The sequence below is a fragment of the Kluyvera sp. STS39-E genome, assembly GCF_040932435.1.
Classification (GTDB): domain Bacteria; phylum Pseudomonadota; class Gammaproteobacteria; order Enterobacterales; family Enterobacteriaceae; genus Kluyvera.
Genome location: NZ_JBFQGA010000012.1, coordinates 56,769 through 70,799, shown reverse-complemented (window position 1 = coordinate 70,799; position 14,031 = coordinate 56,769). Strand labels below are relative to the sequence as shown.

Genomic DNA, 14,031 nt, shown 5'->3' with positions numbered 1-14,031 from the left:
TGACTAAGGGGGCCGATCAACTACTTAGCCAAGATATTATAGCTCTTGTTATTTATTTGTTTTCTTATATGTGTAAACAAATAAACGCTACAATTTCGACAATAACTCAATTCCTATTGTGTCCTACTGAACGAGAAAGCAGTATGCGTTTCCAGTGTGATTCTCGTCGGTTTATCTCGCAGGCGTCACTGTTAATGTCCATGATTTCCAGAATAGAGAACGTGACATTCTTGAGCCTTTCCTCATCGCCGGTTCCAAACGCTTCAATCAGGCCAGCATTCCCGCCGTGACCCGTTTTAAAGTAGGTCTTCCATCTTCCCCATATTCCGCCTTTGCCGTTTGCCTGGCCAACATACAACTTCTCGCCATCAACATCAGTCAGCAGGTAGATGCCTTTGACAATACTCAGTGCAGTTCTCCACGACTTTAACTCCTGCCGAATGATGGTTCCGAGACTGGCTCTGTCCAGAACTACGTCTTTGTAGCCGGGAAACTCGCCAAATGATAGACAGGATGGCGCAATCTCAACGACTCGCAGTTTTCCGGCAAGAGTTTCGCCGTTCAAAATAGATCTGCGAGGACGCTCCGCACTGACATACAAACGTCCACGATATTCATCCAGTTCAGGAACAGGTGTCAGTTGATAGAGATAGTAGTCTTCGTTCCGGCCAGGTACTGCATGTGATGCTGTCAGAGAACACCCAACGTTGAGATAGGTGCCAGCATAGAGAAATCGCGCCTTATCTTCAGTCTGAATAAGAGAGACAACGTAGGTACGATTGAAGCTTTTCAGCTTCTGCAGGCATTGCCAGTCGTCGAACGTCTCTTTCACGAACTCCTGTATCGGGTTTTCTTTATATTCGTTGGTGCTGGCTAAATGAATTTTGCTGTTATTTGGGGTCAGCTGCGGGTATAGCGACTGAAGGTACTGGAATAGTTCCATGCAGAAAATGTCCCTTATGAGATCGGCTCTGATATCTGGTATCTCACATGGAGAGCCGATCTGTCCACGGCAAAAAAAAAGGCTTACCAGTCCCAGCCAGGTAATCCGTCCACCAGCTCGGCGTCGCAATCGAAGTGAACCGCGTCAAAGCCGGCATCCACTATGGTCTGTATGTTAGAGATCGTCTCTTCGGAAATGCCATACTCACGCAGCTCTTCTTTCCAGTCATTCCCTCGCATTCCAGCACGAACAATCCAGCCGTACTGTGTACCGTGTACCCAATTCAACCCGCGATCAGAAAGTGGGTCGAAGCAGGCAATGGGTAGCCGTTCTGAATCCGCTGCCGTTACGTGGGCGGTGCTGATCACCGCCGTCTTATACGATTCGGTGATTTTCAGCATCATGCCTTCTCCTTTGGAAACAGAATGTCGGCCGTGTCAGAAATGACATCCCAATTCACGCCGACGCTGGCGTCATGGCACTCTTTGATTTTTCGCAAAACCTGAACGCACTGTTCGTCAGTCAGGTCTGGTCGCACTTCACCTACATCTTCCTTGTGCCACATCACCATCAGCAGCGGCTCGTCTTCTGGGTAGTTCTCCAGCTTTTCGATGATGTCTTTTGCGGTTCCGAGCATGATTAACCCCTTAAACAATTTGTCTTCTTGTTGTGTTATTATCTCAAATAACAAAAGGCAGAAAACAAGATGTTTAAGGGATGATTAGGTGAGTTTGAAGTCGTCCGCATCGTCGACGAACTCCATAAATCTGGCCTCCACGCTTGAGTGCGTTATCAGAAACTCAAGACCCCTTCCAAGCGAGGTTGGTTCTTCCAGCAAAAACTCGAACCCATCTTCATGAGTCCTGCCTAACCAGTATCCGCCGCCATACTCCTTCAATCGTTGAAAGAAAACGTATTGCCCCGGTTTGAAATTTTGAAGAGTCTCACCCCTATAGACGATCTGATAGTTTGAGTCTTTGAGTCCCATTTTTTCGCCCTCAATACTGTATATACAAACAGTAGTATTTATTACTATACCGGTCAACTTTGCGGGTTAAGGGAATAACAAGGTGGTGAAAACAATTTGTTTCGGCACTTGAGATTTTGCAAACCGCACATACATGAAAAGCGGCAATTTTTGAAACCTGATTTGACCCAAGTGAAAGGAGGAAACGATGAAGACCTATGATCGCAACCGTAACGCTATCACTACCGGCAGCCGAGTGATGGTGGCAACGAATGGTGCAACGGGAGTCATCAAGGAAATCTGCGGAGAGGGCAAATCAGAAGAACAATTACGCCGTTCTGACTGCGTGTCTATCGAAGGTGTGGAAGGTCTGTTCTGCCCAATGGATTTAGTTCGCCTGGGATTCCACTAATTTCACCAACCAGAAAACAAATTGTTTAAGGCCACAATAGTGGCCTTAAATTTACTTACGGCACAGCGGTAATCAGATCGCAAATGCCTGTTTTAGTTAAATCACTATTCAGCTTCTGAAAATTGGCATTCAGCATCGCGGTGTGTATTCGACTCTCAAGCTCAAAGAAAAGGTCGATCTTGCCCTCTTTTGCTGCGTACTTCTTCCAGACATTAACTTGGTCATCGGCAATGCGACTGGCGCAGGTGAATAAGAACGAACTCCCTCTGGGAAGGGATGTCGTGCTGTAGTATTCACCGTCAACTTCAATATACTTGGCCCGGAACGACTCCAGAGTTAGCTCATCACCGCTCTTAGCCTGCTTTGCGTCTGCCTTGCTTGTCTTTTCCTGAACTTCAGGCTGCTTCTGCACCGGCTTCGGTGTCTCATTGACCAGCGATGTACTGGCCGAGCCACCCAACCCCTTGAGTCCATTAATTTGGATAAGATAAGCCAGCTCAAGAGCCTTATCATCAGTGAGTTTTCCACGCATATTTATCCACTGACGTTGAACCGTCTTTAGGGTGTCTGCATCCCCCGGGTTCGCTTTGAGAGCAATAGAATAGGTAGAGCTAAGTTGTTCATCTAATTTTGACAGGCGTTCGTTATCGCAGATTTTGTGTTCGATTTCTGTCGAAGCCTTTTGGCAGTCGAAGCTGGCTGCCAATGCAGCTGGCGATGCCACCAACAATGATGCCAGTAGGATATTTTTCATATTCACTCCATAAATATAAAAGCGCCTGACTATAACACTTAACCGACTGCTTCTCTCGCTTGATCGTCAAGCGCTTTCAGCCCATCACGTACCGCGTTCACGATACGTTCCAGGTATTGGTATATGGGGTTTGGCACCGTTGGCCAACCGGCATACCACGGATCGTCACCAAACAGACTCAGCAGTTCGTTGCCGACACCGAAACAGCAGCAACTTTCTTTTACGTCATCAGCGTTTTCTGCCTCGTCCCACATATTGCGGGCCTGTTCTGCGTCGATTTCTCTCTCCCTGCGCAACTTTATGATTTCGGACTTTACGAAAAGCAGGTTTGCGTCGTTGTCATCGTCGACCGTACTCAGCAATTGAGGGTCGAGGCAACCAATCAAATAATCGTTGCTCACTCTCTTAATAAACGTCTGCACGTCATCCCCGCCCATCGCGAACCAGGCAGCAGTCCATGCTTTCCCATAGCAGGTAATGGTGACTCTTCCCTTGCCCGGCTCGTAGTTTTCAATCATTACGCGTACCGGGTCGAGACGCTCCAGATCCGTCAGCACAAAGGAAAGAACATCTATTTTTTCGACCTTCATGCAGCCTCCCACGCGTTCCAGATCAGCGCTTTGTGTTTTTCATAACGTTTGGTGTGTACCGGTTGCAGACTGGCAATGCCTTTCGTCACTATCGCCCGGGCGTTTATCAGCAACGAATGCTCTATGCCTTTTTTCTCCAGGTACTCGACAACACCGGCATCGGCACCAATCTCCTTGCCGTCAAAGAGTACGGCCAGCATCAGCTCTTTCTCTGCGAGGTAGATGGCTGAAAACTCAGGATCGCGACTCACGATAGAAGAGGTATTGTCCAGCAGGTCAGCCAGCTTGATCATGCGCGTCTGCATGTCGAGGCTTTGCTCCAGCTCCCGGACGTTGATGATGAAGCGCTGTATTCGATTGCCGTCTTCTGGTCTGGCAATGTTGGTCAGAGCCAGAACCATTTCGGCTACGTGCTCACCGAAGTGCTCACGAACCATCTCTATGGTGACATGGGTGTCTTCGACCACATCATGCAGCAGCGCCGCGATCTGCATCTCTACGGTTCCACCATGCCAGGCAACAATCTCGCGGACAGCAACCGGGTGGTTGATGTAGTCTTCACCGGTATATTTTCTTTTCTGGCCAACGCCGCCATGAGCGCCAGCGGCAAACATATGGGCTTTGGAAATACGGGACATTCTTAACTCCGTTGTTTTCTGGATGTGGTTATTTTCACAGATAAGAAAAGGTAGAAAACAAATTATTAAAGGCCACAATAGTGGCCTTCATTTACTCAGCGATAAGCGATCCAATCATCGCCTGTAGCTCTCGTTCTTTTTCTTTGGCTACGCGGAGTAATTCGGCATTTACATGACGTTGCAGCTTATCCATTACACGGAACGACGGACGGCGCATGACGCTCTCGTCGATGGCTTTGGTATTCAAGCTAATAAGATGCCCGAAGTGGTTGAAGCCAGCCCCGACGAACACTTCATATAGCTGGGCGTCGCGCTCAAACAGAGCTATCCCATTTCGCACCTCAAGCAGCGTTCCTTCATCAATAAGTGTATCCAGCGCCTTATCCCAGACCGGACAAAAGCGATAATTGAAACCTTCCAGTAATGCTGTAAAAAACAGCGAAACGGCATTACCCAACTTCATAGTTACTCTTCCTTACTCCTTGCTCTGTTAGCCTGCACTTCCTTAGCCAGCTCGTAGGTAATTTTGCACGGCACAATCATCGCCCAGCCTTTTTCGTGGCTGTTAATCACCTGCTGAACATGGCCGTCTGTAATGGGCAGATCCGGCAACTGTTTAAAAACTTCCATCTGCTCATGGATATGCAGAAACCACCTTGCCAGCTCCATCTGCTCACCGCGGGTGAGGGGATTATCCAGCGGGGACTTAACAAAAGCGGAGACTCGCTCGACAAGCAGGTCATTCATGCCGCGCACCTCTCTGCTTTCTCTTGCAATTCGCGAACGTACTCGACCAAAGAGCCGCCTGGCGGGATCTGGCATTCCTCAACCAACTGGAAGTAGATGTCTGCGGCCGCGCGTGTGTTCGAGCCTTTGTTCAGCTGTTCTTCGCGCAGCGCATCACGTTCGTTGATCAAACGGACGCACTCGCCGTTACGCTGATCAACAACGGCCTCAAGTTCAGCGATACGTTCGCCTGGCGTCTTGCCCTCTTTGCGCTGGATGGTGACGGTAAACTCGCCCATTTCAGGAACGTTGTACCCCAGCTCCAGGTAGTTTCTAGCGCCGCTGCGGACGAACTCACCTGCGAACATGGTGGCAAACATCGCAGAGGCCATTTCTCCTTTGAAAAGCGACTCCAGATCTAACGGAGTGCCGACAGACAGAGCCTCTTTTGCTGTGTCCATTGCGTCCATGAACCGGTCGAACTCATTGGCGCGTTTCTCAAGGTCTCTCCACTGCTGGCTCCAACGGCGTGCCAGATGTTCGATAAAAACCTGCGCCGATTCATCAAAGTTACCTTCGAACGTCACAAGCTCCTTGTCGATTTTGATGGTTCCGGCAGGCGTTCCTTCGTTCCCCTGTAGCACTAAATTAAATGGCAGCTTCGCCTGATTAACGCTGGCGAATGTAATTCTCGATTTTTCGCTCATGTGTTCACCTCTGATAAAGTGGCTCTATTCTTACATAAATTAGGTAAGTATTTACCTATCATTTTACGCGTTTGAAAACGTATACGCTTACAGTGATTCCGGTGTCTTCAAACTCGTCAGTAAACGACTTCCCTTTGGCATAAACGTAATTATCCAGCGCCATCCAGTTCAGAACTGGCGCATTACCAGGCAGTACTGCCACCAGTCGCCCGCCGACTTTCAGATGCTCCAGCGCGGCCAGCGTATGCTCTCTGTGACGGCCAAGAGAGTAGGGCGGGTTCATGACGATTTTGTCAAACTGATAGCCTGCGTTGTCCTCAGACCACTTCATGAAGTCGCAGCAGACCGTATTTGTGTACCCCTTGCCAAGCAGGATATCAGCGAAGAGAGGTGCGACTTCTATGCAGGTAACGTCTTCCGGATTAGCGTCGATGCAGGCCAGCAGATCTCCACGCCCGGCTTCAGGCTCCAGCAGCTTCTCACCTGGCTTCAGCTCGATGGCTCTGGCAACGTACTCAGCTATCAAACGTGGGGTAGGGTAGAACTGGTGTGATTTTGTATCCGGCATTAAGCCGGTGGCCACAATCGTATTGAGCGTATGGCCGATCTCATACGGGAACTGCCAGTGCTTTTTCTCCTGTACGCCGCCAATGAAGTTCAGTGTGCGCTCAAGCTCTTCCACTTGCGACTTCTGGAGGTTGGAATCAGAGAAGTACCAGACGCCTTTGTCTTTGTTGAATCGCCCGTCGCGCAGCGCGGTACGAACCGGCTCGGAGATCGTCTTCTGGATTAACCCGAACTCTTTTGGTGCCCGTGTTTTGGGTGCAGTACGGCATGGCGCCGGGATTGCTGCAGGCATACTGTAAGCCAGCACCTCATTCAGCTTCCAGGCCACGTCAGGATGTATTTCAAAGTGAACGTTGCCGTTCTTGAACATCTTCACGCGCATCAGGTTTCCGTCGACATTCATCCAGTCACCGGTCTGGCAGTCGTTTGCCCGGTACGCAGCAGATAGCATCTCAGTTGTGCGGTTGATGGTGATGAACTCTTTGTGCGCGAAGAAATGAAGCATGACGCGCAGGTCGTCGATGTAGTCCTCTTTTCGGTAGTTCACGCTGACGCTGTCCCGCCAGAACTCGGAAATGCAGTTGGCGATGATCAGACGCTCGCTAAAGCCGTTCGTCTTATTGGTCTTGTGGGCAGGACTCAGCGCCTTAAACAAGCCATACACGCGCTCAGAGAGATATTTGTGCCTGTCATTCAGCAGATTGAGCATCGTGGGGATGACCGTTTCTGCTTTGAACTCCGGCACACCAACGAACTCCTTAACCTTCATCTGGTAGCCGGTTCTGTCAGTCCTGATGGTCTCCTGCTTGCCCTCGATAAACTGCTCACGCCACTCGTCGCGGCGGGAAGCTGGCATGATCAGCAGAACGTTTGTCATATCCGTGACCTTCTTCCAGTACTCGGCCCAGATATTCTGTTTCACCCATTCAAGGTCGACCTTGTCCAGCCAGGCTCTGTTAAAGCGTGTGCGCTCGTCATCCGGCCGGTGGTTGAGTCGCAGCAGGCGGTTAATCATGTTGTGGCGTTCGTCGCCATAAACGAAGTCGTGAACCTGATGCATGAATGCGATCTCTTTCTCGCACTCGGCCACAATTTCGTGGATGACGTTCATTTCCTGCCGGTAGTCGATATCAGTGTTTGGGGTGATAGCGTCAATGATGGAAAGGGCTGTATTCATGATTGCACCATTAAACAAATTGTTTTCTTGTTGGTGTTATTTTCCCAAAGTTGAAAAGGCGTAAAAGCAGCATTCACAGGCGTTGCAGCTGATTTAAGGCGTAAAAAAGGGGGCTTTCGCCCCCTGTCGGCAGGTGAGATATTAGTGGTGTACGTGCTGCGTTTTGTGCGGCTGTTTGTTCAGGTCGTGGCGATGGGTCAGCTCGCGCATCATGTCTTCAAGACGGCTCTTGGTGTCGTCAAGCTGGTCGGCCATTGCCCCCAGCAGATGGCGAACGGCTATCGGATCGTCGCTGTTCAGCTCAGGCATTTTGAACCCAGCCTGGGAAGACATCAGTTTGAAGGCGGCCAGCAACATCGCCAGAGAAGACTTCAGCCCGGCGATTTCACGATCTTTGCTGGCGTTGGTTTCATCTGCCTTGACTGAATCCGGTGAGCACTTCGGCTTGCTTACCATTTCCAGCGTTGCCTGAAGTTTGTCGGCGCGTTCTTTCTCTTCCAGATACGCTTCGCCGAAATGACGCGCCAGCATCACAATTTCAATCGGATCATCAATCATGCTTGAGAACTTGAGAACGCTGAAAAGGCGGTCGATAGGGGAGGCGTCGTCTTCGTGACCAACCACAAGACCCATGATCTCAACCAGTTCGGCCGCACCAACTTTTTTAATCACGCTTTCAACTTTGGCATTAGTTTTTTTGCATTTTTCGCACATGTGTTTTTTCCTTATGTTTTTAAACAAGTTGTTTTCTCGATGGCGTTATTGTGGCGTGACTGAAAAGGTGGGCAAACGCTACGTAAAGGCGGACGCCCACACTGACGGTTAATGAAGACGTTTGGATTCCTTCATTTCGCGTTCGACATGCTCACGACAAGGCTCATACTCAATGGCGCTGGCGGTAATTTTCCCGGCAGCAATTAGCTTCACGGCAGCAAAGCAAAGTCCTTTAAAGGTGAACTTGGCCTGGTTGCGTCCGTTTCCGATGACAACGTTTTTGCCATATCCGCGGTCAATGAAGATCTTGAGGAACTGGCGGTTAACAGTGGTGTATTTGCGCTTAACGTACACATCACCCAGCGAGTCCATCAGCGCACCCAGAACAGCCCCGGACGTTCCGAGAATGCGACCAGCTTCATTCAGCCCATAAAGCTCATCAGCAGTGCCGCAAATGGTGTCCATGAGAATAGCTTTTGGCCTTGCCACCGACAGCTTGCGCTCAAGATCAGCACGCTGTTCTTCAAGATCGGCTGCCAGTCGAAGTGCTTCTGAAAAGGTTTCCGGGATGCTGGGGTAGGCACCGTAAAGCGCCCCGCTTGAAACACTCATTTCCAGCTCATGCCAGCGCTCAATGACAGCAGCGCGGTACTTCAACGAGTAGCCGGTAATGAGAACATCGGTATGCTTTCGGTCGAGCATGTACTCGCCTTCCATTCCCCGGTAATCGATGTTGACAACAATGCCTTCAACAATTGTAAGTAACTGATTTTTCTCATAACGCAATTTTGCGTTATGGTAATCGTCGGCATACAGCTCATTCAGCACGCTACGGATGTCGCGAAGAATGTCGCTGTGTCGTTTACCGGTCAGCTTTGAGATTTCTTTTGAGGACATCAATGGTCTGTCCGGGAGCACACCGGGAATCGATAAAGTAGTCATCTCAAACATACATTCTCCATTCAGTGTAAAAAGGGCCGTCAGTGGCCCTTGTTGTTAACTCTCATTGGTTAATTGGCTAAACAATTTGTTTTAACAGTGCCGAAAATGGATTCGGCATCAAAAGAACCCGAGAATGCTGCCCACCGGAACAACGAAAATTCCCACGACACGCGCAAGTGTCATTCCGGCATCAAACTGAAGATCGCCACCGTTCACGAGTTTCACCAGATTCATGATCCAGCCACCAAGCAGAAAAATGGCGAGGCCAACAATCATCGCGGTGACTTTCTGGAAGCTCCATTTCATGCAATAGCCTCAGTCACAGTAGAAGGAAGATCCGGAGTTGCAGGTCGAGCTGGAATCGTGTCCAGCAGCATCCCATCCAGAGAGACAGGAGGTCGTTCTGGCAGGGGCGTCGTCTGCAAGGTTGTGGTGGAAGTAGTTGTGTCCGGTATCAACAGACTCTGACCGGCTGGCACGGCTACCGCTGCCAGGGTTGCTAAAATTACTCCGTAGGCCATTGGCTTCAGTCGATTTCGTTGAAAATTTTCCATGGGAACTGTCCTTGTGTGCCTGGGATTCACGCAACACACGAGAGGCGACGGAATCACGCACCTTCCCCATGCCTACTGTCGCACCCAGATTTGCTATGGCGGTAGCTTGCGCATCAATGCGCTTCTCCAGCTCAAACACTCGTTCTTCCAGTTCCGCAAGGCGTGCAGAAACACGACCGCTAAACAGCTCGGCCAGAACCAGGCGAATTGAACGGGGACGTTTATTGAAAGAAGTGAAAGGCGTTTGACGTGCCATTTGGATTCCATTCAGTGTCAGAAAGAGTTGCGGCTGGCCAAGCCAGCCGCCTTTTGGCGTTCCATCCTGGAACAGTACCTACCGGTACTTCGTCATCCTGACGAACGGTAAGATACCTGATTTAAAATGATAGGTAAATACTTACTTATCGTTTTGTGACAAAAATCCAATGTCACGCTTGTGAGGCATATCAGCTGCGGAGTAGGCGGCGATCTTCGCCAGGCGGTCACACATTTCGTTCTCGCGATGACCGGCATGACCTTTAACCCACTTCCAGCGGACATTGTGACGGCTGGCGGCCGAATCGAGACGTTTCCAGAGATCGACGTTTTTGACTGGCTTCTTCTCAGACGTGATCCATCCGTTACGCTTCCAGCCTTTCATCCAGAGCGTCATGCCGTTTTTTAAATACTGGCTGTCGGAATGCAGGATCACGTTGCAGGGGTACTTCAGACGCTCCAGCGCAATCAGGGCGCCCATCATCTCCATCCGATTGTTGGTCGTGCTGTGGAAGCCCTCAGAAAGCTCGCGCTCTTCGCCTCGATACTGGAGAACGATGCCGTAACCGCCCGGCCCGCCCGGATTTTTGAGGCAAGAGCCATCACTGAATACTTTTACGGTTTTGAGCTGGGGATTGAACTCGACTACGGGGGTTTTGAAGTTGGTACGGGATTGCTGGTGGGTTTGGTATCTGGCTTTGGACTTCGTGCGGCAGCCAGTATGTTGCCGGGCTGGGGTCTTGGTCGTCATTTTGGCTCCAGAATCGCGCGCCGCGACGATTTTTTTCCTCGCGCGTGTGCGCACGCGTGCGTGTGAATATTAAAAATTTTTAGAAAAGAAAAACTTACTTCCCAGAACAGGTTTTAATAAAACCTGAACTGAACGAACGAAGTGAGTGAAGTTCACCTCGAACGAAGTGAGAGGTTGTCTTTTCAGGTAATACTTTCCCAGGGAGGTGAGTACAAAATTTCCTCACCAACCTGGTCGTTACATAACCTGAAAAGTTATGACCTAAGTCTACTGCCAGCTTAGGCTTGGGAAGTTATGGATGACAGCACCCCAGAACCGAGATCTTCCCACACTTTATGAAGGGGAGTACTGGATTCAACCTCTCGAAACACTCCAGACTCGACAATCATAAAGTGACCCTTCTCTCTGCTCACTTTGGTTCCCCCTTCCCCAACCCCTAAACGGTGCCGGTTCTACGCTGGTAGTGAGCTTTTTTAAACCTGACGCCAGTGACGCTATCCCCCACCCATCAGGTCGAGCTGCCGGAATCAATCCGGAAAGCGGGTAGATTTTATCACTGGCGATCAGCGTTTTAAATGGTAAGTACTTACCGATTATTTTGATTGATTATTTTCTCGACCATGAAGCTGGACGTTCAGGGCAAACACCTCATTGATGAGTTCCCCTAACAGCTGCTCCACCAGCTCTTTGTGCTCGCCTGAATGAAGACATTTGAGCGACCATTCGTAGAGACTGAAAGCCTTATCGCGATCTTTCATCATGTCGCGCACTTTGGCCAGAAAATCGCTCTCAACGAGCGCTACGACGTTCGTCGGGTATACCATGATAGTTTTCCTTACTGTGGTTCATAAAATCGATTCTAAAGCGTCTGAAGAGGGGTTCCAGTGGGTTCTGGAGGTGTAAAACGGTCTGGGAGTTGTTTGGAAATCACGTCTTAAAAAGCCTGCGTCTGTATATATTAATAATTAGTACTTAGTTATTTATATATACGGAAGCAGGTTCTCAAACTAACTCCCAGACTGGTGTTTACGCTGCCTTTTTACGTGGTCTCTTCTTCCTGACAACATTGGCAGGATCATAACCACCCAGCTTTTTCATCACCGCCAGCGGTATCTTGCTGATGGTGTGCCCAGCTTCCTGACAGTAGCCACGGAAGATAAGCAACATGCTGCCACCAGGGTTGATGTTCACCTCCACCAGCCCAAGTTCAACATCTGGCTCAACGAACGCCACGCGGCCGCCAGACAAGATGACGGTTTCGTTGGCGCATTCAGCCGCACGCTCGTACCACTGCGTATCGAGGGATTGTGGTATCAACATGACCGTCGTCACTCCACGCGCCTGCTCGCGGATGGCTGCGTCTATCCAGGGGGTGATTTTGGAGTAGGGCGGGTTAAGGAACGCCACAGTGCCAGGTTCTCCCCAACTGCACTTGAGCGCATCACGCTCAACACCGATAAAGTTCGGCAGGAGAGCGTTATCTTTGTTGCAGGCGACGTCCACATCGAACTTTACGCCTATGTAACGTTGGATGGCGACAAACAACCACTGCGGTGTGCGCCAAAGGTCGCGAAGAAAGGCATCACGCTCTCGCTTTTTGATTTTTTCGGCTGCGATCATTATTTTGCTCTGATAGGTAAATACCTACCTATTTTTTCATTTAATCCAACGGATAGCAAACAAAGAAGAACGCGCCAGATTCGCAAACGGGAAGCTCTCTGGCGCGTTTTATCGATGCTGGGTATGCAATTAGCTTACCCAGCGTCCTAAAGCTCTCAGGGGGCTTTAGATCGGGTAGGGGAACATCATCCAATGGAATACTCCGCTATGAATTTTTTGACGATCGGCGACTCTTTATTAAGGCTTAGATTTCCACCTTCCCTGGTGGCAATGCCAGTAGCTGGAAACACAGCCATCATCTGGCCAGCCTGAGTCGAAGCGGTGTTGAGCGGATATGGTTTCTCCGGGTTGCTCATTAGCGCCAGTTTAATGCTATTGCTGGTCGCCGTGTTCGCGTCAAGGATATGGCGCATTGCGATTACCGTGTAGACGCTGATTTCCGGCCCACCACTAAACCAGTTCAAAAGGTTTAAGATCTTGTCTTTCGCTTTGACTGGCGCCCCTTCGAATGCGGCAGTAAAGCTCTCACTTTCCAGACCGGCTGTCGCATAGAACGATTCGTCCTTACCTTCCAGCGTGAAGCGAGGTTTGGCAGGGGTACGCTCTGATTTTGCCTTCTGGCGTTTTGGCTGCTCTTCTTCAGGTTTAGGCTCTGACGCCACTGAAGGTAAAGGGGTTGGATCTGTACCGGTAGTCTCAGTACTTCGAGCGTCAAGTTCAGGCGCTGGCTCGTTCACCATCTCCGCAACAAGGTCACGCTCTGGTTCCTCGACCTTCACCGATTCGTGCTCAATCTCAAGCTCTTCCAGAACGCTACTCAGATCGCCGGTAGAGCTGGCATTCATGACTTCATCCGCCACCGCCTCGACTGGTTTTGCGATTGCATCATCCAGACCAGAGAGAAGATCGTCGATCTCGTCGACGCCGCTCATTTTCGCAGCTTTCTGCACTGGTTCGTCGAGAGATTGCAACATTGCAGTCAGTTCGTCCAGGTCATCGTTTTTAACAGTGTTTGTAACTGCGCTCATTTTTAACTCCTTATGTTTTCGTTGGTGCGTTTCCGCGTTTTGGTTGAGCGTATTTTGGCAAAACCTATCAGGCGGAAAAGTCATAATTACAGGCAGTTAGAAGAACTGAAGGCAAAGAAAAAGCGCCATCAGGCGCTTTCGAATGGGAGTTTGAAGAAGCCGTATTTCTCTCGGGCTTTGAAGAAACACTGCATCATCAGGTCAGTATCGTAGAGAGCGCTGTGGGCCTTCTCACGGTCGTAAGTGAACCCAAGTGAGAACGCCAGCTCTTCCAGGCGTGGGCGCTTCCCATCCTCGGTAGCCCACAAGCCATCCAGCATGGAGTCAACCAGAGGGATATCTGGCAATTTCACCCCATAGCTACCGAACTCGTGGCGAATGAACGGAAGGTCAAAAGCCTCTCCGTTATGGGCGACTAACGCGCTACATGCGCCCATGTACGCAGCAATCTTGCCTGCGTGGTCAGCCAGTAGCGGTTCCGTCGCCAGATCTTCCAGTGAAATGCCATGCACTGCCTGCGCCTTCGGATCGATACTGCGACGCGGGTTGAAGCGCATCTCAAGGCTGTCGATGTGCTTCTGGGTTTCCAGTTCATAACGGGTTATCGCGATTTCGATAATTTTGTGGCCGGATGTGAAGTCCAGCCCTGTGGACTCAATATCGACGCCACCGACAATCGTGGTCAT

General features: G+C 50.1%; 21 protein-coding genes. 1 reads left to right on the top strand and 20 read right to left on the bottom strand.

From position 1 onward, the window contains the following. Positions 1–106 precede the first annotated feature (106 nt). The 4 genes from AB4K05_RS22250 to AB4K05_RS22235 form a co-directional block, all read right to left on the bottom strand. Complete coding sequence (locus AB4K05_RS22250; protein WP_006812534.1) at positions 107–943, bottom strand: GIY-YIG nuclease family protein; 837 nt, start codon at positions 941–943, stop codon at positions 107–109. 83 nt (positions 944–1,026) lie between these two features. Next, positions 1,027–1,344, bottom strand: coding sequence for a hypothetical protein (locus tag AB4K05_RS22245; protein WP_052319133.1), 318 nt, complete (start codon positions 1,342–1,344; stop codon positions 1,027–1,029). Further along, positions 1,344–1,580, bottom strand: a complete 237-nt coding sequence (locus AB4K05_RS22240; RefSeq protein WP_039264862.1) for a hypothetical protein — start codon at positions 1,578–1,580, stop codon at positions 1,344–1,346. The genes AB4K05_RS22245 and AB4K05_RS22240 overlap by 1 nt, the downstream gene beginning before the upstream one ends. An 84-nt stretch (positions 1,581–1,664) precedes the next feature. Then, on the bottom strand, positions 1,665–1,931 hold the full coding sequence (locus AB4K05_RS22235; RefSeq protein WP_024144955.1) for a hypothetical protein: 267 nt from the start codon (positions 1,929–1,931) through the stop codon (positions 1,665–1,667). A 187-nt stretch (positions 1,932–2,118) separates the two neighbouring features. Here AB4K05_RS22235 and ydfZ point away from each other — a divergent pair, with 187 nt between their 5' ends. Beyond that, positions 2,119–2,322, top strand: a complete 204-nt coding sequence (gene ydfZ / locus AB4K05_RS22230) for a putative selenium delivery protein YdfZ (protein WP_006812537.1) — start codon at positions 2,119–2,121, stop codon at positions 2,320–2,322. A 55-nt stretch (positions 2,323–2,377) separates the two neighbouring features. Here ydfZ and AB4K05_RS22225 read toward each other — a convergent pair whose 3' ends face one another. The 16 genes from AB4K05_RS22225 to AB4K05_RS22150 all read right to left on the bottom strand — a co-directional run bounded on the left by AB4K05_RS22225 (position 2,378) and on the right by AB4K05_RS22150 (position 14,031). Then, on the bottom strand, positions 2,378–3,076 hold the full coding sequence (locus tag AB4K05_RS22225) for a lysozyme inhibitor LprI family protein (protein ID WP_368481911.1): 699 nt from the start codon (positions 3,074–3,076) through the stop codon (positions 2,378–2,380). Between the two features lie 38 nt (positions 3,077–3,114). Next, positions 3,115–3,666 (bottom strand): hypothetical protein, encoded by a 552-nt coding sequence (locus AB4K05_RS22220; RefSeq protein WP_368481910.1) that lies wholly within the window; start codon positions 3,664–3,666, stop codon positions 3,115–3,117. Next, complete coding sequence (locus AB4K05_RS22215; protein WP_368481909.1) at positions 3,663–4,304, bottom strand: HD domain-containing protein; 642 nt, start codon at positions 4,302–4,304, stop codon at positions 3,663–3,665. The genes AB4K05_RS22220 and AB4K05_RS22215 overlap by 4 nt, the downstream gene beginning before the upstream one ends. Before the next feature lie 91 nt (positions 4,305–4,395). Beyond that, the gene (locus tag AB4K05_RS22210; protein WP_046340547.1) at positions 4,396–4,767 is read right to left on the bottom strand and encodes a hypothetical protein; all 372 of its coding nucleotides are present in this window, start codon (positions 4,765–4,767) and stop codon (positions 4,396–4,398) included. A gap of 2 nt (positions 4,768–4,769) precedes the next feature. After that, the gene (locus AB4K05_RS22205) at positions 4,770–5,051 is read right to left on the bottom strand and encodes a hypothetical protein (protein ID WP_006812541.1); all 282 of its coding nucleotides are present in this window, start codon (positions 5,049–5,051) and stop codon (positions 4,770–4,772) included. Continuing rightward, on the bottom strand, positions 5,048–5,737 hold the full coding sequence (locus AB4K05_RS22200) for a hypothetical protein (RefSeq protein ID WP_311101325.1): 690 nt from the start codon (positions 5,735–5,737) through the stop codon (positions 5,048–5,050). Before AB4K05_RS22200 ends, AB4K05_RS22205 begins: the two co-directional genes overlap by 4 nt. Before the next feature lie 58 nt (positions 5,738–5,795). Further along, positions 5,796–7,481: a DUF4942 domain-containing protein gene (locus AB4K05_RS22195; RefSeq protein ID WP_042863525.1), complete on the bottom strand. Its 1,686-nt coding sequence runs from the start codon at positions 7,479–7,481 to the stop codon at positions 5,796–5,798. Between the two features lie 141 nt (positions 7,482–7,622). Further along, positions 7,623–8,195 carry a hypothetical protein gene (locus AB4K05_RS22190; RefSeq protein WP_006812544.1) on the bottom strand — a complete coding sequence of 191 codons (573 nt, stop codon included), beginning with the start codon at positions 8,193–8,195 and terminating at the stop codon, positions 7,623–7,625. A gap of 108 nt (positions 8,196–8,303) precedes the next feature. Then, a complete protein-coding gene (locus AB4K05_RS22185; protein ID WP_000462606.1) occupies positions 8,304–9,146 on the bottom strand; it encodes a Rha family transcriptional regulator in 843 nt (280 codons plus the stop codon). 108 nt (positions 9,147–9,254) lie between these two features. Next, positions 9,255–9,443, bottom strand: coding sequence for a hypothetical protein (locus AB4K05_RS22180; protein WP_000872126.1), 189 nt, complete (start codon positions 9,441–9,443; stop codon positions 9,255–9,257). 9 nt (positions 9,444–9,452) lie between these two features. After that, entirely contained in the window at positions 9,453–9,947 is a 495-nt protein-coding gene (locus AB4K05_RS22175) for a hypothetical protein (RefSeq protein WP_045339190.1), read from the bottom strand. A gap of 141 nt (positions 9,948–10,088) precedes the next feature. Further along, positions 10,089–10,697 carry a ribonuclease HI gene (gene rnhA, locus AB4K05_RS22170; RefSeq protein WP_022649920.1) on the bottom strand — a complete coding sequence of 203 codons (609 nt, stop codon included), beginning with the start codon at positions 10,695–10,697 and terminating at the stop codon, positions 10,089–10,091. A 593-nt stretch (positions 10,698–11,290) separates the two neighbouring features. Next, positions 11,291–11,521, bottom strand: coding sequence for a hypothetical protein (locus tag AB4K05_RS22165; protein ID WP_000262979.1), 231 nt, complete (start codon positions 11,519–11,521; stop codon positions 11,291–11,293). A gap of 202 nt (positions 11,522–11,723) precedes the next feature. Beyond that, on the bottom strand, positions 11,724–12,317 hold the full coding sequence (locus tag AB4K05_RS22160) for a phage N-6-adenine-methyltransferase (protein ID WP_265845869.1): 594 nt from the start codon (positions 12,315–12,317) through the stop codon (positions 11,724–11,726). A 185-nt stretch (positions 12,318–12,502) separates the two neighbouring features. Then, positions 12,503–13,345 carry a hypothetical protein gene (locus tag AB4K05_RS22155; RefSeq protein WP_045339187.1) on the bottom strand — a complete coding sequence of 281 codons (843 nt, stop codon included), beginning with the start codon at positions 13,343–13,345 and terminating at the stop codon, positions 12,503–12,505. A gap of 128 nt (positions 13,346–13,473) precedes the next feature. Next, positions 13,474–14,031: a 3'-5' exonuclease gene (locus AB4K05_RS22150; protein WP_000208226.1), complete on the bottom strand. Its 558-nt coding sequence runs from the start codon at positions 14,029–14,031 to the stop codon at positions 13,474–13,476.